The following is a 23,839-nucleotide window of genomic DNA, read 5'->3' on the forward strand; positions in this document are numbered from 1 at the left end:
TCTAAATTTTATTTCGTTACTCTAAACCAATCAACCGCAACATTTCCAGAATCGTTTGTTACCTTTTCGCTTAAAGCAAAAAGTCCCATTTTTGCACCGATCCATTTTCCTTCCGTTGAAGTAAAATCACTTCCTATCGGCTGGTAGTTTTTATCATCTAAACTATAAAAGAAACTGCAGATTCCGCCCTTTTTAACTTTTACTCTCAAATAAATTATATTGCTGGAAATTAAAACTGGTTTTGTTTCTGTTTCTGAAACTGTTTTATTAAAAGTTCCTGTTTTTTGGTTAAGATATAATTTACCATTATCATTTTTCAGGCATAAATAACTATAATCCAATCCCATAATAATCAGTCCTGTAGATTCTCCATTTAATCTAGCATTGAAAGTTAATTTGGCTGTCGCCGAAAACTCTTCAGCCGGAAATTTTTGAAGTAGTAAATTTGGAGCATCAAAAATTCTTTTACTGTCCTTAATTGTCGTCATGCAAAATAAATTCAAATAGCCAAGACTCGTAGGCAAACCCCAATTGATCTGAGAATTTGCCTGCCATTGCCATTGCAACCCTAATTTTGGTACATTAAACTCATCTGATACTGCAGGATTTTCAATTGGATATTTTTTACCAACATTTGGTTTTTTATAAGTTGTAACCGGTTCTCCTATTCCATTTTTATCAAAATCCTGTCCCATAACCGGCCAATCTTTTTCCCATTTCATAGGCTGCAAATGCACTATTCTTCCGTAAGCACCTTTATCCTGAAAGTGAATAAACCAATCTTCGCCTGTCTGTGTCTGCACCCAAGCTCCTTGATGCGGACCGTTTATTTTGGTTGATCCTTGTTCTAAAACTTTTTTCTTTTCATAAGGTCCAAAAACATTTTTAGATCTTAAAATAGTCTGCCAGCCCGTTGGAACACCTCCTGCTGGTGCAAAAATGTAATAATAATTATTTCTTTTATAGAATTTTGGACCTTCAATCGTGCCTTCGCCATCATGTCCGTCAATCACCATTACTTCATCATTATTGGCAATTGTTCCATCGGCATTCATACTGCACACCACAATTAAACTTTTAATCTGCGCTCGGCTTCCGGCAAATGCGTGCACTAAATAAACTTTTCCATCGTCATCCCAAAGCGGACTCGGGTCAATAAGTCCTTTTCCTGCTTTTACTAAAAGCGGTTCTGACCAAGGCCCTTCTGCATTTTTAGCTTTTATCATATAAATCCCAAAATCAGGATCTGGATAGTAAATATAAAATTCATTGTTATGAAAAGTAATGCTTGGCGCCCAAACACCGTTTCCGTGCTGCACTTTATCATACGTTTCAAAAGGCGGCTGTTTTGGCAGTGCATAGCTTACAATCTTCCAATTAACTAAGTCTTTAGAATGTAAAATTGGTAATCCTGGAATACAATTAAAGGACGATGCAGTCATATAAAAATCATCTCCAACCCTTACTGCGTCAGGATCTGAATAATCAGCATGAATAATTGGATTTGTATAAGTTCCATCTCCATTATCTGGTGTCCAAACTTGTGCTGTATTTTTCTGAAATGAAAATACGGAAAGGAGAAAAACTGCGATTTTTATACTTTTCATTTTTGTTTTGTTTTTTTAACTCAACGCCTTTTTTATCATTTCGACGTAAGGAGACCCGAGCGATAACGAATTAGCGAAGCCAATCACACCCGAAACTCCTTACATAATGTTACCAATCTTTATTGAATTCCGTGTGCGATTTCTCCTTTTGGTCGAAAATACTTTGTGCTTTCCTAATAATTATCCCAATCATTAATAACTAATCATTAATAATTAATAATTAATAATTAGCAACTATAAATTATCTATTCAATTCTAAAGCAGCCAAGATAAATGGTCCCGTTGCTTTAGGATCGTTGTCTTTCTTTCTTTCATTTACATAATATTCGTAAGAACCATCACGGTATGGAGTTCCTCCTAAACCAGCAACTTGGCAACAGTTTGTCAAGGTAATACCGCCATCTTCATCAACTTTTTTGATTAAAACAGTAGTCAATCCGTCAAAAGCTTTATTGGCTAATTTTTTATATTTTGCAGGTAAATAACCTTTGTTTGCTCCTTTTGCAAAAGCATAAGCAAACATTGATGATCCTGAAGCTTCTAAATAGTTTCCTTTTCCTCCTGCTTTATCAGTAACTTGATACCACAATCCAGATTTATCTTGATATTTAGCCAAAGCTGCAGATACATTGTTTAAATACTTAATTAATTCTGCTCTCTTTGGATGTTCTTTTGGCATATAATCTAAAACATCAACTAATGCCATTGCATACCAGCCTAAAGCTCTAGACCAGAAATTTGGCGAGTTTCCTGTTACTTTATTCGCCCAAGGCATTGCTTTACTTTCGTCCCAACCGTGATACAGTAATCCTGTTTTAGGATCTGTTGCGTGTAATTGAATCAACTCAAATTGTTTTGCGATATCATCAAAACTTTTTCCGTTTTCAAACGTCAAAGTATATTCAGCATAAAATGGTTCTCCCATATACAAACCGTCTAACCACATTTGGTTTGGATAAATTTGTTTGTGCCAGAATCCGCCGCTCGCTGTACGAGGCTGCTCTGTCAATTGTTTGCGAACCAATTGCATTGCTTTTAAATATTTATCCTGCTTTGTTTCGGCATAAATAGCAAAAAGTAAACGTCCCGGAACCACCAAATCGATATTGTATTTATCTAGTTCGTACGTTTTAATCGTACCGTCTTCCTGCACCAATTCATCTACATAACCTCTTATATAGGCTTTGTAACGTGGATCTGGATTTTTCTTGTACAATTCTTCAATAGAATGCAAAACCAAAGCATGAACATAATCCCATTTTGGCTTTTTAGAATCGTCGATCATGTAACTTTCTGGATGACGTTTCATTAAAGTTAAAGCCATTTTATCTGACCATTTCATGTCTTTCGAAATAACGATTTCTTTTTTTGCAGTTTCCTGTGAAGTTACTTTACAGCCTGTTAAAGCCATTACGCAAACTAATAAAACCGACATAAAACTGTGTTTCCTACTATTTTTCATTTCAAAATATATTTAAAAATTCTACTATTGTTCTACTTCTAATGCAGCCAAAATAAATGGCCCTAAACCGTGTGAGTTATCTATTTTTATTTTCTCTTTGATGTAATATTCAAAAGAACCATCGCGGTACGGATTTCCTCCTAAACCTGCACTGGCACAAACCTGCGTGATATGAATTTCACCATCAGCATCAACGGTAACCAGTTTTTTAGTAATGGCGTCGAAACCTTTTAAAGCGAGTTTTTTATACGATGCTGGTAAATATCCTTTTTTTGCTCCTTTCGCAAAAGCGTAAACAAACATTTCAGATCCTGAAGCTTCAAGATAATTGCCTTCTTTATTTCCTGCATCAGTAACCTGATACCATAATCCAGATTTGTCTTGATATTTTGCTACTGCTTTTGAAATATCGTTTAAATACTGAATCAATTCTTTTCTTTTTGGATGTTCTTTCGGCATATAATCCAAAACATCAACCAATGCCATCATATACCAGCCAATTGAACGCGACCAGAAATTTGGTGAAGTTCCCGTTTCTTTATTTGCCCAAGGCATTTGTTTACTTTCATCCCACGCATGAAAAAGCAATCCTGTTTTTTTGTCCAGCGTGTGCAGATGAATTTGTTCAAATTGTTTGGCAACATCATTTAAATCTTTTCCCTTATCAAATTCAGCCGTATATCTTGCATAGAATGGTGTTCCCATATACAAACCGTCAAGCCACATTTGATACGGATATATTTTTTTATGCCAAAAACCACCTGAATTTGTTCTTGGATGTGTTTCTAATTGCTTACGCAATGTTTGCATAGCAATTAAGTAGCGATTATCGTTTGTTCTTTTGTAAAGTTCAAATAAAAACTTGCCTGGATTTACATAATCGATATTATAATCTTCGAGTTTGTAATTCATAATTTCTCCCGAAGGATTAACTACTGTTTCTCCGTAAGCTTTGATATAATCACCGTAAACAGGATTATTTGTTTTTTGATGTAATTTTTCAAAAGAAGTCATCAATAAACCCAATTTGTAATCCCATTTTGGTTTTTCGTTATTATCGACCTGCCAAGCCTTTGGAGCACGTTTGATAACTGAAAGCGCCATTCGCTCTGACCATTTTAAATCTTTTGAAATAGTACTGGAAGACTGCGCCGAAATTTCATTAAATGAAAATACAATCGCACTTATCAGTACAATTTGGGCAAAACTAAAATGGCTTTTCTTTATCATAATAAATCGTTTGTTATTTATTTAATTCCACTGCACTTAGTAAAAATGCTGCTAATGCAGGCGAACTGTTATCTTTTGCTTTGCTTTTTGCATAATATTCATTTGAACCATCACGAAAAGGTTTTCCACCCAATCCTACATTTGATGAAACATTTGAAATCGTAATCTCATTATATTCATTTGTTTTGACAAATTCTTTTACAAATGCATCAAAAGATTTTTGTGCTGTTTTTTTGTACGATACATTTAAATATCCTTTATCAGCACCTTTTGCCAAAGCATAAATAATCATTGCGGAACCTGAAGATTCTAAATAATTGCCTGTCAGTTCCGGTTTATCGGCAACTTGATACCACAATCCTGAAGGGCTTTGAGCCTTAACCGAATTCTTTGCTATTTCATTCAAATAACTTACTAATTCTTTTTGCTTTGGATTGCTTTTAGGGAAATAATCCAATGTTTCTACCAATGCCATCATATACCATCCAATTCCTCTGCTCCATATTGTTGGCGAAGTTCCTGTTTCTTTATTTGCCCAGCCAATTTCTTTACTTTCATCCCAAGCCTGATAAGGTAATCCTGTCTTTTTATCTAATAAATAATTGTGAACCAATTCAAACTGTTTCGCTATATCGTCTAAACTTTTACCCTTTTCGTACTTAACTGTATATTGAGTATAAAAAGGTTCTGCCATATACAAACCATCAATCCACATTTGATTTGGATAAATTTGTTTGTGCCAAAATCCTCCACTTGGTGTTCTTGGCTGACTTTCAAGCTGTGTTCTTAATTGTTTGATAACCGTTAAATAGCGATTGTCTTTTGTTTCCTCATATAAGTTAAACAACAGTTTCCCCGGATTTACATAATCAATATTGTATTCTTTAATATCATATTTAGCGATGTTTCCATTGCTGTCAATTAGTTCATCTGCATATTCTTTGATGTAATTGAGATATTTTTTGTCTTTTGTTTTCAAATACAATTTCTCAAAAGCAGACAAAGTCAAGCTCATTTTATAATCCCATTTTGGTTTCTCGGTTCCGTCGATCTGCCAAGCTTTTGGATATTTATTCAAAATTGTTACTGCTGTTTTCTCTGACCATTTTGAATTTGCCGAAACTGCAATTTTATTCTGATTATCATTGTTCTGACCAATTGTAAAAATGCTGTACAACAAGAAAAATGCAAAGACTGTTTTTTTATAATTCATTCTTATATTTTGTTTTACCACTCCCGACAGCTATCGGGATAATGGATTATTTGGATTATTCTTTGCTTGTATCTTAAACACATAGAAACATAGCTTTTGATACTTGATAAAAGGCGTTTCACTTTCACTAACATACCTATTATTCAATGTGTAAGAAGTAAGTTTCTTTTTATACTCTTTTAAAACACAATAAATTCTATGTTTTTATGTGTAAAATTATTTTCACGCAGATCCAGCAGATTTTTTTTATCTTTTTTACTCATTTATCCCGATAGCTGTCGGGAGCGGCAAAAAACTAAAATCTACATTTTTCCTTTTTTGTTCAGAATTTCTAATTGAGCATCTAAATATTTCACGAAATCTTCTTTCGATTTTATCCCGTTTTGTTCTTGTTCCCAAGCGCCTAAAAGGTAAAATGAAGTCGCTTTTGTTGTTGGTTTAAAAACTAATAAATAATCTAAATCAGTATCAGCAATATTTTCGATTGTGTTTACTTCATAAAAAATAGCCATTCCTAATTTATCTGGCACTAAAGACTGTACGCCGTAAGTGGCCAAATATGCCCATTTTTTGTTTTTGCTTTCTTTTTTAAGAAGTTCTGTATTTTTCTGTTTTACAATTCCAGTACAAATTCCTTTAATTTCTTTTGAAGCCTGAATCGTATGTTTTGTATACAATTGATCTGGTTTTATCGTTAAAGTCGAAGTAAAATCAATTTTATCAGAAGCAGTTTTCCATCCATAATAATTCACTTTTACACCAGATTCGTTGTTTTTATTTACAACAGTGGCAATCGTAGAATCTACTTCACGGAAATGCAGTTTTTCATTGTTTAAATAACGATCAATTGATCCAATCCCAATTCCTTTTCCTGCTTTTAAAATATCAGCTCCCCAATCGCTCATTTCGTGATACGAATCGAAATTATCCTGACCTACAATTGGCAGAATCATTTTAGAAGTTTTCTTTCCAAAAATATCAATTGCATTTCTCCAGTCTAGATACAAACGGTATCCAATTCGGTTACTTTCCCATCCTGGACCTTCATAACGAATATCAAAAGAGTGATCTGTATGCTCTGGAGCTAATTTTAATCGATCTACATTTTTAAAAACGGTACCGCCTTTGTATTTTCTTCCCTCCCAATGTCCATCTGTTTTAGCAGAAATTTCGGCATATGTTTTAGCGGTTTTAATATCATACTTTTGAGCATTTACTGATGTAAAACCAATTAAAAATAAGGCTGCGACTGTGATTTTTGTTTTCATTTTATTGCAATTATTTGAATGTCTTTTTTAAAAAATTAGTTGTAAAATCAACGGTTGGATTAAACCAAGTCTGAAAAAACCAGAAGGAATGAGGCGAATTTTCGATTGTATGAACTTCATTATAAATCTTATATTGATTTAGAATTTTTATCATATCATCTCTTCCGGCATGAAACCTGTCGATACTGCTGTTTATAAACAATATTGGAGGTGTGTTTTTATTGGTATGGCTTAAAGCCGATGCGTTTTTCCAATTCTCTGTTTTTTCTTCATAAGAACCTCCCAGCCAAAACGATGCCATCTCTCCCTCTGAAGATTCTGGATGCCTAAATGCTAAAATGCCGTCTACATTGATAATTGCATTTACTTTTGAAGATGATTTACTTTTATTTGAAGGATCATCAAAAGCAGAATTTCCATTTGTTGTACCAATCAAAGCTGCCATTTGACCTCCCGAAGAACAGCCCAAAACCGCAATTTTGTTTGGATCTACATTGAATTTCTTTGCATTATCTTTTATAAATCTAATCGCATTTTTTACATCATACACGCCGTATGGATATTTTGCTTCAAGCGATAATCTGTATTCTATTGTAAAACAAGAATAACCTTTTGAAGCTATTTCTTGCGCCAAAGGATTCATTTGACTTTTATTTCCTGATCTCCATCCACCGCCATGAATCATGATTACAGCCGGATTTTGTTTTTGTTTCTTATTTACAAAAGCATCTAAATGCAATGTTCTTTCTTTTGATGTAAAATAAACCACATCGCCAATTTTATCGACGTTTTCATTCTCAGCGATAACTGGAATTGTAATCGACGGATATTTTTTTATCAATTTAGCATAGGTGCTTTTTACAGTGTACGAAGTGTCGACACTGTAAGTCTGCTGTGCATTTGCAAAGCATGTAACCCATAATAAAATCAATACAATTTTTCGCGTTAAAATCCTTTTACTTTTTAGTTAAGAAAGGAGTTCGACACTGTGGTCAAACTCCTTTTTAACTGCTTCAAAAAAACAATAGTCTCAAAATATTAATCAATTACTAATAACCAGGATTCTGAGGAAAATCTTTATTTTGGTTTAAATCTAAAACCGATTGTGGAATTGGTCTTAAGATTTTAAGCTTACCGCCTACACCAACAAAATTCGATGCTTTAATTTTATAATTGTATGCTGAAGCTCTGTCAACCAATGTTCCAGTACGCTTCAAATCAAACCATCTTTTATATTCGCCTAACAATTCTCTTCCTCTTTCATCAAGAATATAATCGATAGTGAATTGTCCGATTGTTGCATTGACAACTCCTGCTCTTTTTCGTACTTCATTTAAACGATCTAAACCTGTTCCTGGTTGTCCTGCTTTTAAATATGCTTCTGCCGCAATTAAGTACGTTTCTCCCAAACGAGATACGATAATATCTCTGGTACTTACTGGTCCTGTGCTTGAAGGTGTAGTTGGATCTGGATCATCAAACTTCTTCACTGGAATAGTATAACAGTCTAAATTTTTAATTAAAGTGTGAGCGGCAGAATACTCTCCCCAAGGATGGTAAACAAACGTAGCCGATTTTCTTGAGGCATTAGCTGTATTCCAAGCTGCTCTGTCAGCCGCAGTAAACCATTTTGGCTCGTAAAAGTGTCTTACTTTTAATGATGCTGGATTTGAACTTCTATAGTATGGATAGTACAAAATAGTTTTAGTAACACCATTTGTAGTTTCTGGACCTTCAAGAATTTCAGTCATGAAAGTAGCGTCCCATCTTTTATCTCCTTTTTCATATAATCCTAAAGCATAATCTGTTGGACATAAATTGTAGCTTCTTAACGGTGCTCCAGTTTCTGCTCCTCCTAAGTATGAACTAAAATAGTAAAACTGATTGTTCCCCAATTTTGTTGGATCTGTACTTGTTGATGCTTTATCATATTGTACAGAAAAAATTGTTTCAGCATTTAAATCGTTTCCAGGTTTGAACAATTGATCAAAAGCAATTGCCAAAGTCTGTCCTGCAATCGCAGCATCAGCATAACCTGCAGCCTTAGTAAAATCATCTGCTTTACCAAATGTTTCGTATCCTCTTGTTAAATAAACCTTTGCCAATAAATCATTTACAGCTCTTTTGTTTACTTTTCCTGCTGAGCTGTAAGCTGCAGTTCCAACATTTGCCAATGCGAAATCTAAATCACCAATAATCTGTGTATATACTTCTTCAGCTGAATTTCTAGTAAAAGATAAAATTGGTGTTGAAATATAATCGTTTACAACTGGAACACCACCGTAAGTCTGCACCAATAAAAAGTAAGCTTGTGCTCTTAAAAACCTTGCTTCACCAACTTGAGCATTTAAAATTGAAGTCTGCTCTGTTAAAGTCGAAAAATGAATCGTTTTATTTACCGCCTGAATCAACTGATAGCAAGGATTGTATAAATCTGCCACATTATCTGATGAAGGTATTAAAAGCGTGTACTGGCTTAACCCTGCAGGTTCTGGCCCTCTTCCTTCTGCATACATATCTGTTCCTGACTCAAAAAGCCAAGGATTTCCTCCATATATGCCTTTTAGCCATGCATAATTTGTATTTACCAATAATTGAAATCCTGATGCCGTTTTATAAGTTGCATCTGCCGGTACATAAGAACGGCTTTCTTCTTCAATATAATCACTGCATGAACTAACAGATACAGCGATTATTCCTAACATTATTATTATTTTTTTCATTTGATATCTTTATTAAAATTTAACACTTAATCCCAATTGTGTAGTAACAGATGCTGGACGATTTACTCCAAATGGCGAACCTGCCCACTCTGGATCGTACCCGTCAAATTTTGTAAATACAAATGGGTCTAAAACATTTACATAAACTCTTAGATTACTGATTTTTAGTTTTCTCAACAATTCAGAATCTAGTGTATAACCTAAAGATATATTTTTAATTTTCACATATGATGCGTCTCTATAATATCCGAATAAAGAAGTCCAATAAGCTCCTGCTCCTGTTGCAACTGGTCCTGGTCTTGGATTTTCATTGTTAGCATTAGCCGCGATTCCTGTACCATTAGTTGGAATAAAATAGTCCATTGCTATTTTCTGACGTCCTCTATCGCTGACATCAGCAAAGTTTTGGTGGAAAGTACTCAAAACAGTTTGTCCTTGACTAGTTAAAACTGAGAAATTGAAATCAAACTGACCAACAGTTAATTTTGAATAAAAACTTCCCTGCCATTCTGGGTTTGGATTACCAATTACAGTTCGATCGTCCTGATTAAATTTACCATCACCATTTAAGTCTTTTGGTCTCGCTTGTCCTGGTGCCATTCCGTAAGTCGCTGCCTTAGCTGCTTCACTTTCCTGCCAAACTCCATCATAAACATAATTGTAGTTAGGATTCAAAGGTGAACCAAGGATCAATTTATTACCAATATCACTTACTTTATCTTGATTGTAAATTGACTCTAACTTGTTTACGTTTTTCGTGAATGTAAAAGTTGTTTCCCAATTTACATTTTTAGATTTAATGTTTTTTGTTGTCAATAAAACCTCAATACCTTTGTTACTTACAGATCCTACATTTGCAAATGTATTTTTCCAACCTGTTTCTGCTGGTAATTGCTGCTTGTAAATTAAGTCATCAGATAATCTGTCATAAACATCAACACTACCACTAATACGGTTTTTTAAGAATCCAAAATCAACTCCTAAATTGTACTCTCTAGTTTTTTCCCAAGTTAAATCAGGATTTGCTAAATTTTCTGACTGCCATCCAGAAACAACATTTGCTCCTGCAGCATAAAATGTCTGCTGATTTAGTAATGCTTGAGAAGTATATGGTGCAACGTTATCATTTCCTGTATAACCTAAACTCGCACGTAATTTTAAATCAGAAACTACTGAACTGTTTTCTAAGAAAGATTCTTTGCTGATTTTCCATCCTAATGCTACAGAAGGGAAACTCTGCCATTTATTTCCTTGAGATAAAACAGAAGAACCATCCCATCTTGTAGAAGCTGTAATTAAATATTTATCCTTATAAGCATAGTTTAAACGAACAGCATAAGAGTTTAAAGTATTCTTTGCATAAGATGATTTTACTACATAACTGGTCTGTACGCCAGATCCCATATTATCCGTTCCTACATCAAAAGGCTGATTGTTAGAATACAAAGAAGAAAACTCATCAACATTTGAGTACAAACTTTGTAACAATAACAAACTAAAATCATGTACTCCGTTAAAAGTATGTTTTAAATCAATTTGATTGTCCCAAGTATAATTGAAATTATTTGAGTTTTCAAGAGTTGCAGAGTTTTTTCCGTTTAATGTTACACCAGCATTTGTTTGTGCAGTATAAGATTTTGAACCTTGTGTATCCATGATACCTGCTGCAAATGTCGTTTTGAACGAAAGCCATTTTAGAGGCTGGTATTGAAAATAAGCATTACCAACTGTCTGCCATGTTTTCTCTGTTTGAGAAGAATTAGCAATTTCCATTAATGGATTTACTGTAGACGTTTTATTAATTGCCCAAGAACCATCAGGATAAGTTAATTTACCAGGTAAGAAAAATAACGTTCCTACTTTTTCATTTCCTGCTGCATCAACAGCCCAAGGAGACATTAAAGGGCTTAATCTAAAGGCATCCTGCATAGCCAAATCACTTCCTAATTGATTGTCTAATCTAGCAATTGTAACATTTACACCTGTAGAAAACTTGTCATTAATTTTATGATTTAATCCTAATTTAAAAGAGTATTTGTCTGTTGAATCATTATCGATAAGACCTCTGTCACTTTGAATACCAAATCCTAAGTTATAACTCAAACCAGAATCTGAACGACCCGAAATATTCAAATAATTATTCTCCGTCATTCCAGTTTTAAGTACCGCATCATACCAGTCATAATTGTAACCGCTATTGGCACGAGAAACTAATAATGGACTTTGATTTCCTGCTAATGCAGCTAATTGAGCTGGAGTCTGAGTTGCAGGAGTAGCACTCATGTAAGCAACTTGGTGAAATTTCCACCATTCTTCTCCCGTCATCATTTTTGGAAGTCTAGCTGCTGTTTTATTTCCATAAGAAGTATCAAATGTTACGCTGATACCTGCTTTTGCACTTGTACCACTTTTTGTCGTAACGATAATAACTCCATTAGATCCTCTAGATCCATAAATTGCCGCCGAAGATGCATCTTTTAAAACATCCATTCTAGCAATATCTTGTGGATTTAAGAAATCAATTCCATCCATAGGAACACCGTCAACAACATATAGCGGAGAAGAACCAACCATACTTGGATTACTAGAATCTGCGATTAGAGAGTTATTTCCTCTAATTACTACTTTAAATCCATCACCTGCACGACCTGTACTAGATGAAATTTGAACTCCGGGAGTACTTCCCTGAATTGCTTCAAGCGGACTAATTGTGTTTCTTTCTGTAATTGTGGCCGCACTAATTGTACTTACAGAACCAGTAAGATCTGTTTTCTTAACAGAACCGTATCCTACTACTACAACTTCATTTAATGAATTTGACTGCTCTACAAGACTAACATTTACTTTGCTTTTTCCAGCAATACTTACTTCTTGAGTTTGAAAACCCAAATAGCTTATTATTAAAACTGCTTTATTACTTGTTACATTTATCTTGAAACTTCCTTCAAAATCTGTCGAAGTTCCATTTTTGGTTCCTTTCTCGTTAATGTTTACCCCTGGCAGTGACAACCCCGATGCATCTGTAATTTTCCCTTCTATTGTGGTAGACTGTGCTTTTGCTGAAAAGCTCACCAGAAAATTTAGGAAAAATAAAAATACAATATTGTATTTTATTTTTCTCTTTAATGATTGTTTAATGTTCATAATTTTGTTTAGTGGTTTTTTGGTTAATTGATAGTTACTTGTCCTTAATTATTTACTTTTCTTTCATTGATATAGGTATTAATAAATTTTATATTCTTCACATTTTTTAATTTATAGATCGAATCTACTTTTTGAATTTTTACGTTTTTAAGGGTTACATTTTCTACTGGAGACTCCTTGTAACCTTCTGCCCAAACGCTGTATTTTCCACCATTTTTTACATTTACATTTTCAAGACTTATGTTTCTAATCGTTGGTATAAAATTTCCTGTTTGTGATCCGTATACATTATAAAACATGTTTAACTTCAGCACACATTCTTTAACAGTTCCTACCTCGAGATTTCTAACATAAACATCTTCAATTACACCGCCTCTTTTGGAATTGGTTTTGATTCGAATGGCACGATCCAAATTTGGACTGTCCATATTACAGTTTTCTACAAAAACATTATTCACTCCGGCTGATATTTCGCTTCCAATAACTACGCCTCCGTGCCCGTCGATCATTTTACAGTTTTGCACAATGATATTTTTACTTGGTAATCCCACTCTTCTTCCATCAGCATCACGACCAGCTTTAATGGCGATACAGTCATCACCAGTATTGAAAGTACAGTTTCTAATTATTATGTTTTGCGAATACTCAGGATCGCAGCCATCGTTGTTTGGTCCGTGGCTGTTTACCGTTACACCATCAATAATCATATTGTTTGTTTTGATAGGATGTAAAATCCAAAAAGGAGCATTTATTACTGTTATATCCTTTACTAAAACTGTGTTACATTCAAAAAACTCAATAAAATTTGGTCGCAGATATCTTCCTTCTCCAAAAACTCTTTCCGCTACTGGAACGCCTTTTTCAGCCATATCTACCAAAACTTCACGATTGTTTGGATCATTTTGAGACGGAATTCCTTTTTTCCATCCGTAGTTTTTTCCGCCAGACCAAATCCACCAATTTGTACTGTCTGCCTGTCCGTTTAAAGTTCCTTTTCCCGTTACAGCAACATTCGTTTTATTCTTAGCGTAAATCAGCGGTGAATAATTCATTACTTCTGTTCCTTCCCAAGAGGTATGTACAATTGGATATTCTTTTGGATTCAAACTAAAAAGTATCTCAGCATTATCTTCTAAATGCAGATTTACATTACTTTCTAAATGAATTGGACCCGTAAGATATTTCCCATTCGGAACCAAAACTTTTCCTCCACCATTTGATGCACAAGCTTTAATTGCTTTTTCAAAAACTAAAGTGTTTGACGTTTTTGCATCAGCTACTGCTCCAAAATCTTTTATATTATATGTTTTATCAGGAAAATGAGTTTCAGGAATACTTTTAATCATTAATTCCATTCTTTTCCAAGGATCCGCCTCTGTTACACTATTAATCTTTTTTGAACATGATAAAACCATCACAACCATCATGCTGTAAAAAACAACCACTTTGCACGTTATACCTTTATCTTTAATCATTTGAACAGAATTAATAGTTTAACAAGCGAAAACATCAATAATTATGTAATCGATTACACGAAATTAGAAAATATGTTCCAACGAACCAAATTTATTTAGAAAAAATTTATACTTTTAATTTTTATTAATAATTATTATTACATTTAATGCAAAAATTATTATAATTTATTATCATTGTAAAACAGAAATCGTTTGAGTAATGAATTATGGTAATCGATAACATTAAATATCACATTATATAAAAAAAATGTATTTTTGTCTATAAATTAATTTGTAAAAACTCTTTTTAATGAGCGAAAAAGTAACCATTTATGATATTGCCGAAAAATTAAATATCACTGCAGCTACTGTTTCCAGAGCACTTAATAACAATCCTAAAATAAAAGAGAGTACTCGGGAATTGGTTATCAAAACAGCTGCTTCAATGAATTACAAGCAAAACAAGCTTGCTTTGGCATTAAAAAGCGGCAGAAGCAATAATATTGGAGTAATTGTACCTAGAATTGACAGCAATTTTTTCGCCTCGGTTATTAGAGGAATTGAAGAAGAACTGCATCCGCACGGTTATCAGGTAATTATATGCCAGACTCATGAAAGCAAAAAAAGAGAAAATGAAAACCTATATACTTTAATAGATGCACAAGTCGACGGCATAATCATGTCTGTTACTGATGTTACCTCTGAAAACGACAATGCTTTTCATAACGTACTACAAAAAAACGTTCCTTTAATCTTTTTTGATAGAAGTAAGCATATCGACGGGGTGAGCTCTGTAACTATTAACGACTTTAGAGGCGGTTATTTAACTACTAAACACTTAATTAATGAAGGCTGCAGATGTATTGCTCACTTATCTGGTGACCAGTCTTTAGATATATTTAAAAATAGGTTTTTAGGTTACAAACAAGCTCTACTTGATAACGGAATGATATTTAGAGAAGAATATGTAATTCCTGTAAAAAGTAGTGTTGATGCTGGAAAAGAAGCTGTTGACAAATTGTTACAATTAGAAACGCCTCCTGACGCTATATTCTCTTCAAGTGATTTCGCAGCTTTAGGCGCAATTCAAGAATTAAAAGAGAGAAACATAAGCATTCCGAAGGAATTTTGTGTAGCAGGATTCAGTAATGAACCTTTTACCAAATTTATGGAGTTATCCATCACTTCTGTTGACCAATCTCCACTCGAAATGGGAAAAATGTCTGCTCGCGTTTTCTTAGAACAAGTAGACAAAACCGATACTATTAAAATCGAAAAAAAGGTTGTTCTTGCTCCAGAATTACACATTCGTAAATCATCATCCAGAACTACCTTTTAGTTTTTTTTCTCAAACCATATAAAGCCATATAAGTAAATTTAAGTTTACTTTAAAATATAACAAAAAAGCAGCTCTTACGGAGCTGCTTTTTTACTACAAGTACAATCTCGAATGAACTTATATAACTTATATGGTAAAAAAAAAGACGCACTGCTGTGCGTCTTTACATATATGTTTAAATCCCTTTTTATAAAGAAACTCCTCTTTTCCAAGGAATAAAGTCGTTTTGATTTAAAATTGCCGCTTTGGTTTTAATAGTACCACTTGCAACATCAATAATAAATTCTAACATTTCATCAGCCATTTCATCAATTGATTTTTCTCCAGTAATAATTCCACCAGTATCAATATCAATAATATCAGACATTTTAGCAGCTAATTGTGTGTTTGATGAAATCTTTACAACTGGAGCAATTGGATTTCCTGTAGGCGTTCCTAAACCTGTTGTAAACAATACCATATTGGCACCAGAACCTACCATTGCAGTTGTACATTCAACATCATTTCCTGGCGTGCAAAGTAATGTAAAGCCTGGTTCGTTAATATATTCTCCATAATCGAAAACACCTGTAATTGGCGATGTTCCTCCTTTTTTAGCAGCACCTGCAGATTTCATAGCATCTGTAATCAAACCGTCTTTAATGTTACCCGGAGACGGATTCATATCGAATCCTGAACCTGCATCTACAACTGTTTTTTCATACCATTGCATTAAGTCTAAGAAACGTTTTCCATCCTTATCATCTACACAACGATTTACTAATTCTTGTTCTACTCCACATAATTCAGGAAATTCAGAAAGAATTGTAGTTCCTCCCAAAGCAACTAAATGATCAGATAACACTCCCAATGTTGGGTTTGCTGAAATTCCAGAGAATCCATCAGATCCACCGCACTCTAAACCAATTCTTAGTTTAGATAATGGAGCTGGCTCTCTCTTTATTTCATTTGCGATTTTAATCGCTTCAAAAGTATCTTTTACAACACTGCTCAACATGGTTTCAATTGTTCCAATAGATTGCTGATCGTAAATCAAAACAGGCTTTTTACTATTTGGATTTATTGCATCTAAAGCGTCTTTGAAAATTTGAATTTGCAGATTCTGACATCCTAAACTCAAAACAGTAGCACCAGCAACATTAGGATTATTTACATAACCTGCTAATAATTTAGCTAAACTATGAGAATCCTGACGAATTCCGCCGCAGCCGCCTTGATGTGTAATAAATTTAACTTCGATATTATTAAACAAATTAGCATCATTAGAAGCTGCTTTATTACCTGCCCCGCCTGTTTCTGATTTTACCAAAGAACGCAGCAATAACTGATAATCGTTTTCTTTTGGTTTCATCAATTCTTTCTCAAAAATATCTTTTAAAATTTCGATGTTTCTGTTTTCACAAAACACTAATGGAAAAAACAACCAAACATTTTCAGTTCCAACCTGACCATCTTCTCTATGAAAACCCTGCCAAGTTCTATCTTTCCATTTATCAATATTTGGAGCTGTCCAGCCGATAGTTTCTGTTTTACCAGTAACTTTATCGCTTTCGTGCTTCACGTTTACAGTAGAAAGCAATCCTCCTTTTTCGATTCTTGCACTTGCTTTTCCTACCAAAACACCATACATAATGATTCTGTCTCCCACATTAAAAGGAACCATTGCAATCTTATGTTTCATTTTTACATCAGACTCAATAGTAATTGATTCTCCTTCGAAATCAATTACTTCGCCCGCTGTAAGATTCACCAAAGCAACCGCTACATTGTCGGTTGAGTGAACTTTTATAAGTTTTTTTTGCGTTGCCATAATTAACCCTTGTTCTTTATTTTTTTATCTTTTTTTTTTATTTTATTCTTTCTTGAAACTTAGCAAAGCCATCTTCAATACCATTTGCATCAATTTCTTCTAATGCAATAGTAATTGCTTTTGTCAATCCAGAGATTTCAGTTAAATCCTCATCCCAGAAACTTTTATTTTGTAATGTTAAACGAGCGATTTTTTCGTAATCATCCGATTTCCAAAGTCCGTTGAAGAAAGCTGTAATATCTTCACCATCTTTAACCGGTAAACTTTGACCATTCCAAGTTCCTTTGTAGAAACGAATTAAACTCGCTAACGAAAAAGTCAAATTAACAGGCAATTTTTGGTTAGCCTTATAATATCCTAATAAACTAGGCAAAACTCTTACTTTGAATTTCGATACAGAATTTAATGCAATATCAGCAAGTGCATGTTTGATAAATGGATTTTTAAATCGGTCCATTACTTCCTCAGAATAGGCCGTAATTTCATTTTTGTCCATATCAAGAGTTTCACTAATTTCACTAATAACGCTATTTACAAATTTTCCAGTAAAATCTCCGTTAACAGTTTCCATTACTAATTTATTACCATGCAAAAGTGAAAAAGGAACCATTGCCGTATGCGCACCGTTTAAAATACGAACTTTAATCATTTTAAAAGGACGTATATCATCAACGATCTTTACATTCAAATCTGTCTTATGAAAAGGCAATTTTGCTTTTAGATCATCTCCCCCTTCAATAGCCCAAAGGAAAAAAGGTTCAGCCGCAACAATTAAATTATCCTCATAATCTAATTTATTATTGTATTCTTCAATTTCAGCTCTTGGATATCCAGGAACAATTCTGTCAACCAAAGTACTATGATAGGTACAAGCATCTGATACCCAAGTTTTAAACGCATCTTCTAATTTCCATAAATCAACATATTGTAAAATATATTTTTTAAGCGTCTCAGAGTTATAATCAATTAATTCACAAGGAATTATTGTAACTCCTTTAGAAGCATCTCCATTGAAATGCTTAAATCTTTCATATAATAAAACAGTCAATTTTGCAGGAAATGACACCGGTGGCTGCATATCTGGAGTATCACTTTCAATAAATTCAATTCCAGCTTCAGTAGTATTAGAAACAATAAACTGAAGTTCTTCTTCTTTAGCTAAAGCCAAATAATTTGCAAATTCAGTATATGGGTTTATAGTTTTTACGATATTAGTAATTAACTCAATGTCTTGTATCTTTTCACCTTTTTTAATTCCGTTCATAAACAAGGTATAAAGACCATCCTGATCATTAATCATATTTACCATACCGTCCTTCAAAGGTTGAACTATTGCAATACCAGCATTAAAATCAACTTCTTTATTTAGTTTGTAAAAAGCATAATCAACAAAGGCTCTTAAAAAGTTACCTTCTCCAAACTGAACTACCTTAATTGGCTGTAACTTTTCTAATCCTGTATTTACTCTATTTAATTTTTTCATTTTAAATTTTCTTTAATGCGTTATAAATAACCATTTATAAACCCTATTTCTTTATTTCTGCCTTTTAAATTGTAAATGAAACATTACACTTGAATGTAAAATAAAACCCGCTGTGAGGAGTGACAGAAATTATTTTGCAAGCGTAATGTTCAATTACAATCTCTAAAATCTAAAAAAAACGCATCTAAATAAGGATTGGCATGATTACTCCTTATTTATTTTTTTATATTTTTTATAATATCAAGAACCTGACTAACTTTTGCAGTTAAACCGTCAAAATCTTTATTTTCTAATATATCTTTTGAGATCAGCTGCGATCCTAATCCTACGCAAATTGCTCCTGCATTAAGCCATGAACTTAAACTTTCAACAGTTGGATAAACGCCACCTGTAGGCATAATATTTGTCCACGGACATGGTCCTTTTATTGCTTTAATAAACTCTGGACCATAAGTATCTGCCGGAAATAATTTTACAATTTCACAGCCTAATTCTTCCGCTCTTGCAATTTCCGTTAGTGTACCACAACCTGGAGACCATAATACTTTTCGACGATTGCAGGCAATTGCTATATCTTCTCTAAAAACTGGTGTAACAATAAAATTTGCTCCTAAACTCATGTACAATGAAGCTGCTGCAGCATCTGTAATAGAGCCAACTCCTAAAATCATTCCCGGAAGTTCAGCTAAAGCATATTTATTTAAAGCTCCAAAAACTTCATGAGCAAAATCACCTCTGCTGGTAAATTCCATTAATCTAGAACCACCATCATAACATGCTTTTAAAACTTTTTTACTTAATTCAATGTCAGAATGAAAAAACAAAGGAACCATTCCGTTATCTTTCATCGTCTGAGCAACCTCTATTCTTGAAAATTTTGCCATATTTCTCTTAATTATCTTGACACTAATGCAGAACCATCACCATCAATCATATTTTCAACTTCTTTTAAAGTAACCAAATTATAATCACCTGCAATCGTATGCTTTAAACAACAAGCAGCAACTGCAAAATCTAATGCTCTCTGGTTATTATTTTGATATTCTAACAATCCGTAAATCAATCCTCCCATAAACGCATCACCACTTCCTACTCTGTCCACAACTGGCGTAACTTCTTTAACAGCCGCTTGATAAACCGCCTTTCCGTCAAACAAAATTCCACCAATTCTTTGATGAGATGCACTTACAGAATAACGTAATGTTGTAGCCGCCACTTTTAAATTCGGAATCAATTCAAACAATTTTGTATATAAAACTGGAAGCGTTTTTTCATCCTGGTAATTCGGATTCACTTTCGGAATTCCCAACATAAAATAAGCTGTATCGATATCTCCTAAAATAACATTACTATATTTCAGCATTTCAGGCATAACCTCACTTGGTGTTTTACCGTACTGCCAAAGTTTTGATCTATAATTTAAATCACATGAAATTTTAATTCCAAGTCTGTGAGCCGTTTTAATCGCTTCCAAACAAGCTTCTGCAGCGCTTTGAGAAATTGCCGGCGTAATGCCGCTCCAATGAAACCATTCAGCACCTTCAAGAACTTTTTCCCAATCGATTTGTCCTTTTTCAATAGTCGACATTGCACTGTGAGCACGATCGTAAACTACATTACTTCCTCGTGTTCCTGCTCCTGTTTCAAGAAAATATATTCCTAAACGTTCTCCTCCGTAAAGAATGTTTTTAGACTCTACGTTCATTTTTCTGATTTCTTTTAATGCAGAAAAACCAATTTCATTTTCAGGCAATCTGGTTACAAATTCAGCATTTACACCGTAATTCGCCAAAGAAACGCATACATTAAATTCTCCACCACCATAAGTAGCACCAAATGCTGTAGATTGCGAAAAACGTAAGTGTCTTTCTGTCGATAAACGCAGCATGATTTCTCCAAATGCAACTACTCTACTCATTATTTATATTTTTTTTGCCACTCCCTATAACTATCGGGATTGCGGTTAAATTTTTAATTAAAATTTAAAATATTCTTTAGCATTGTTATATGAAATATCAGAAACTAATTTTCCTATCCATTCCATATCATTTGGAAGTTCTCCACGTTTAATTTCGTCTCCTAAAAGATTACATAAAATACGTCTGAAATACTCGTGTCTTGGGAATGACAAGAAACTTCTTGAATCTGTAAGCATTCCAACAAAACAGCTAATTAATCCCATATTTGAAAGCGCGTTTAACTGCTTAGTCATTCCGTCTTTTTGATCTAAAAACCACCATCCAGAACCAAATTGTACTTTACCACGAACGCTTCCGTCATTGAAATTTCCAATCATCGTTGCCATAACTTCATTATCAGCAGGATTTAAGTTGTAGATAATTGTTTTAGTCAATTTATCTTTGCTGTCTAAAGCATTTAAAAAGCTTGATAATTTTTGTGCCTGTGGATAATCTCCAATAGAATCCCAACCAGTATCAGGACCTAAAATTCTGTGCATACGGGCATTATTGTTACGTAATGCACCTAAGTGAAACTGCTGTACCCATCCAAATTCATGATACGTTTCAGATAAAAATACTAAAACCGCACTTTGGAATTTTAAAGCTTCTTCTGGAGTTATGATTCTGTTTTCTCTTTTCTTTTTGAAAATTGAACTGATTTCAGATTCTGTAAATTCTTCAAAATAAATTTGATCTAAACCGTGATCACTCAATTTACATCCGTTTGCATTAAAGAACTCAATTCTGTTTCTTAATGCTGTTTGTAAATCAGTATAAGTATTAATTGCAACTCCAGACACATCCCCTAATGTGTCTAGATATGCATTATAGCCATCATTAGAAATTAAGATCGCTTTATCTGGTCTAAAAGCTGTACTCATCTTTGTTCCAATTGGATTTTTTGCCAATTTCTGATGAAATTCTAAAGAATCAATTGGATCTTCTGTGGTACAAACTAATTCAGCGTTTACTTTTTTAAGCAGATTTTGTGTACTGTAAGCCTGCGAATTAATTTTCTCAGTCGTTTCGATATAAATTTTCTCTGCCGATTTTTCATTCAGCAAATCGTAGATATCAAAATAACGAGCTAATTCTAAATGCGTCCAGTGATACAAAGGATTACGCATAGTATACGGAACTGTTTTCGCCCAGTTTAAGAACTTATCTTTATCTGAACCATTTCCAGTTACAAACTGCTCATTGATTCCCAATGTACGCATTGCGCGCCATTTGTAATGATCTCCGTTAATCCAAACCTGAGTTATATTGTCAAAAATTTTATCTTCGGCAATGAACTGAGGATTTAGGTGATTATGGTAATCAATTATAGGCTGATTTTTTGAGTAGTTATGGTATAACTCTTCAGCAAATTTATTTTCTAATAAAAAATTATCGTTTATGAATGTCTGATTGCTCATGTCTTTTTAAATAAAATTTGATAATTAATCTTCGTTTGAAGGTTTTCCAATTGTGGCAAGAATTCCGCCATCAACATATAAAATATGTCCGTTTACAAAATCACTTGCTTTCGATGATAAAAATATTGCAGCTCCTGCCAAGTCACCTGGATCTCCCCATTTTGCCGCCGGCGTTCTGCTTATAATAAAATCGTTAAACGGATGTCCGTCAACTCTAATTGGTTTTGTTTGTTCTGTTGCAAAATAACCAGGTCCAATTCCGTTGATTTGCACATTATACTTTGCCCATTCTGTTGCCATGTTTTTGGTCAACATTTTCAAACCTCCTTTTGCAGCCGCATAAGCCGAAACTGTACTACGTCCTAATTCGCTCATCATCGAACAAATGTTGATTATTTTACCTTGTCTTCTCTCAATCATTCCTTTTGCAACATGCTTAGAAACAATAAAAGGACTTACCAAATCAATATCAATAACTTCTCTAAAATCAGAAACTTCCATTTCTAGCAATGGAATTCTTTTGATGATTCCAGCATTGTTAATCAAAATAGCAATTGGTCCAACTTCACTTTCGATTTTCTTTACAGCTTCTATAACTTCCTTTTCATCTGTTACATTAAACCTGTATCCAAAAGCATTAATACCTTCATTTTTTAGCTCTTTTACAGCTTCATCAATCTTTTGTTGAGACGAATTACCATTAACAACAATTGTTGCACCGGCATTTCCTAATCCCTTTGCCATTGCCATTCCCAGTCCGTGAGTACTTCCTGTAATTAAGGCAACTTTTCCTGTTACATCAAATAGATTTGTCATGATTTTATCTTAAGTCCGTAATTTTACAAACATCCATATCTCCATAATCTAAATTCTCACCAGCCATTCCCCAGATAAACGTATAATTGCTGGTTCCTGAACCTGAGTGAATCGACCAAGGCGGAGAAATAACTGCCTGATGATTGTTCATCCAAATATGTCTTGTTTCTTGCGGTTGTCCCATAAAATGACAAACAGCTTGATTTTCCGGAATATCTAAGTAGAAATAAACTTCCATTCTGCGATCGTGTACGTGTGCCGGCATTGTGTTCCAAACACTTCCTGGTCTTAATTCCGTCATACCCATTTGCAATTGACAGGTTGTTACAACGCTTCCAATAATCATTTGGTTTACTGTACGGTGATTAGCCGTTTCCATCGTACCTAATTCTAATTTATTAGCTTCTGCCAAACTTACTTTTACCGTTGGGTAAGTGGTATGAGCCGGCGCAGAGTTTAGGTAAAATTTTGCTGGATTATTACTGTCGTTACTTTTAAAAATAACTTCTTTATTCCCGCTTCCGATGTACAAAGCATCTTTAAAACCTAACTCATAAGAAGTTCCTTCTACAACTACAGAACCGCTTCCGCCTACATTAATAATTCCAAGTTCTCTTCTTTCTAAAAAATACGGCGCTTTAAGCGGATCGATTGTTTCCAAAGCTAAATCACCTTTTACAGGAACCGCAGAACCTGTAATGTATCTGTCGTAGTGAGAGTAAACCAATACAACTTCATCCTCCTGCATTAAATCATCAATTAAGAATTCTTCTCTCAATTGTTGTGTATCATATTTTTTAACAGCTTCAGGGCTTGACGCGTATCTTGAACTATATTTTGTCATAATTTTTATTTTAATGTAATCGATTGCACAAAATTAATTTTTTATATTGAAATAGCATAATTGAATT

General features: G+C 33.9%; 17 protein-coding genes. 1 reads left to right on the plus strand and 16 read right to left on the minus strand.

The features are described from left to right. Nucleotides 1-8: 8 nt before the first annotated feature. The 9 genes from NLG42_RS18920 to NLG42_RS18960 form a co-directional block, all read right to left on the minus strand. Nucleotides 9-1,607 (minus strand): glycoside hydrolase family 43 protein, encoded by a 1,599-nt coding sequence (locus NLG42_RS18920; RefSeq protein WP_257681909.1) that lies wholly within the window; start codon nt 1,605-1,607, stop codon nt 9-11. Between the two features lie 241 nt (nt 1,608-1,848). After that, nucleotides 1,849-3,069 carry a glycoside hydrolase family 88/105 protein gene (locus NLG42_RS18925; protein ID WP_089058578.1) on the minus strand — a complete coding sequence of 407 codons (1,221 nt, stop codon included), beginning with the start codon at nt 3,067-3,069 and terminating at the stop codon, nt 1,849-1,851. Between the two features lie 24 nt (nt 3,070-3,093). After that, the gene (locus NLG42_RS18930; RefSeq protein WP_257681910.1) at nt 3,094-4,299 is read right to left on the minus strand and encodes a glycoside hydrolase family 88/105 protein; all 1,206 of its coding nucleotides are present in this window, start codon (nt 4,297-4,299) and stop codon (nt 3,094-3,096) included. A 13-nt stretch (nt 4,300-4,312) separates the two neighbouring features. Beyond that, on the minus strand, nt 4,313-5,512 hold the full coding sequence (locus NLG42_RS18935; RefSeq protein ID WP_257681911.1) for a glycoside hydrolase family 88/105 protein: 1,200 nt from the start codon (nt 5,510-5,512) through the stop codon (nt 4,313-4,315). Between the two features lie 302 nt (nt 5,513-5,814). Next, nucleotides 5,815-6,780, minus strand: a complete 966-nt coding sequence (locus NLG42_RS18940; protein WP_257681912.1) for a DUF4861 domain-containing protein — start codon at nt 6,778-6,780, stop codon at nt 5,815-5,817. 10 nt (nt 6,781-6,790) lie between these two features. After that, nucleotides 6,791-7,711, minus strand: a complete 921-nt coding sequence (locus NLG42_RS18945) for an alpha/beta hydrolase (protein ID WP_257681913.1) — start codon at nt 7,709-7,711, stop codon at nt 6,791-6,793. A 118-nt stretch (nt 7,712-7,829) separates the two neighbouring features. After that, nucleotides 7,830-9,503 (minus strand): RagB/SusD family nutrient uptake outer membrane protein, encoded by a 1,674-nt coding sequence (locus tag NLG42_RS18950; protein WP_089058573.1) that lies wholly within the window; start codon nt 9,501-9,503, stop codon nt 7,830-7,832. A gap of 12 nt (nt 9,504-9,515) precedes the next feature. Beyond that, complete coding sequence (locus NLG42_RS18955; RefSeq protein ID WP_089058572.1) at nt 9,516-12,647, minus strand: SusC/RagA family TonB-linked outer membrane protein; 3,132 nt, start codon at nt 12,645-12,647, stop codon at nt 9,516-9,518. A gap of 44 nt (nt 12,648-12,691) precedes the next feature. Further along, a complete protein-coding gene (locus NLG42_RS18960; protein WP_257681914.1) occupies nt 12,692-14,122 on the minus strand; it encodes a glycoside hydrolase family 28 protein in 1,431 nt (476 codons plus the stop codon). Between the two features lie 289 nt (nt 14,123-14,411). On the opposite strand from NLG42_RS18960, the gene NLG42_RS18965 reads away from it, so the two are divergent. Next, on the plus strand, nt 14,412-15,440 hold the full coding sequence (locus tag NLG42_RS18965; RefSeq protein ID WP_089054078.1) for a LacI family DNA-binding transcriptional regulator: 1,029 nt from the start codon (nt 14,412-14,414) through the stop codon (nt 15,438-15,440). A gap of 187 nt (nt 15,441-15,627) precedes the next feature. Here NLG42_RS18965 and NLG42_RS18970 read toward each other — a convergent pair whose 3' ends face one another. From NLG42_RS18970 to kduI, 7 genes are all read right to left on the minus strand, one after another. Further along, a complete protein-coding gene (locus tag NLG42_RS18970) occupies nt 15,628-17,250 on the minus strand; it encodes a UxaA family hydrolase (RefSeq protein ID WP_257681915.1) in 1,623 nt (540 codons plus the stop codon). A 37-nt stretch (nt 17,251-17,287) separates the two neighbouring features. Continuing rightward, nucleotides 17,288-18,733, minus strand: coding sequence for a tagaturonate reductase (locus NLG42_RS18975; RefSeq protein WP_257681916.1), 1,446 nt, complete (start codon nt 18,731-18,733; stop codon nt 17,288-17,290). Nucleotides 18,734-18,948: 215 nt separating this feature from the next. Then, on the minus strand, nt 18,949-19,617 hold the full coding sequence (locus NLG42_RS18980) for a bifunctional 4-hydroxy-2-oxoglutarate aldolase/2-dehydro-3-deoxy-phosphogluconate aldolase (RefSeq protein WP_089058568.1): 669 nt from the start codon (nt 19,615-19,617) through the stop codon (nt 18,949-18,951). An 11-nt stretch (nt 19,618-19,628) separates the two neighbouring features. After that, nucleotides 19,629-20,651, minus strand: coding sequence for a sugar kinase (locus tag NLG42_RS18985; protein ID WP_257681917.1), 1,023 nt, complete (start codon nt 20,649-20,651; stop codon nt 19,629-19,631). A gap of 57 nt (nt 20,652-20,708) precedes the next feature. Continuing rightward, complete coding sequence (gene uxaC, locus NLG42_RS18990) at nt 20,709-22,112, minus strand: glucuronate isomerase (RefSeq protein ID WP_257681918.1); 1,404 nt, start codon at nt 22,110-22,112, stop codon at nt 20,709-20,711. A gap of 24 nt (nt 22,113-22,136) precedes the next feature. Next, nucleotides 22,137-22,928 carry a gluconate 5-dehydrogenase gene (locus NLG42_RS18995; protein ID WP_089058565.1) on the minus strand — a complete coding sequence of 264 codons (792 nt, stop codon included), beginning with the start codon at nt 22,926-22,928 and terminating at the stop codon, nt 22,137-22,139. Between the two features lie 4 nt (nt 22,929-22,932). Then, on the minus strand, nt 22,933-23,772 hold the full coding sequence (gene kduI, locus NLG42_RS19000) for a 5-dehydro-4-deoxy-D-glucuronate isomerase (protein ID WP_257681919.1): 840 nt from the start codon (nt 23,770-23,772) through the stop codon (nt 22,933-22,935). Nucleotides 23,773-23,839 lie beyond the last annotated feature (67 nt).

This window comes from Flavobacterium plurextorum (assembly GCF_024638035.1).
Classification (GTDB): Bacteria; Bacteroidota; Bacteroidia; order Flavobacteriales; family Flavobacteriaceae; genus Flavobacterium; species Flavobacterium plurextorum.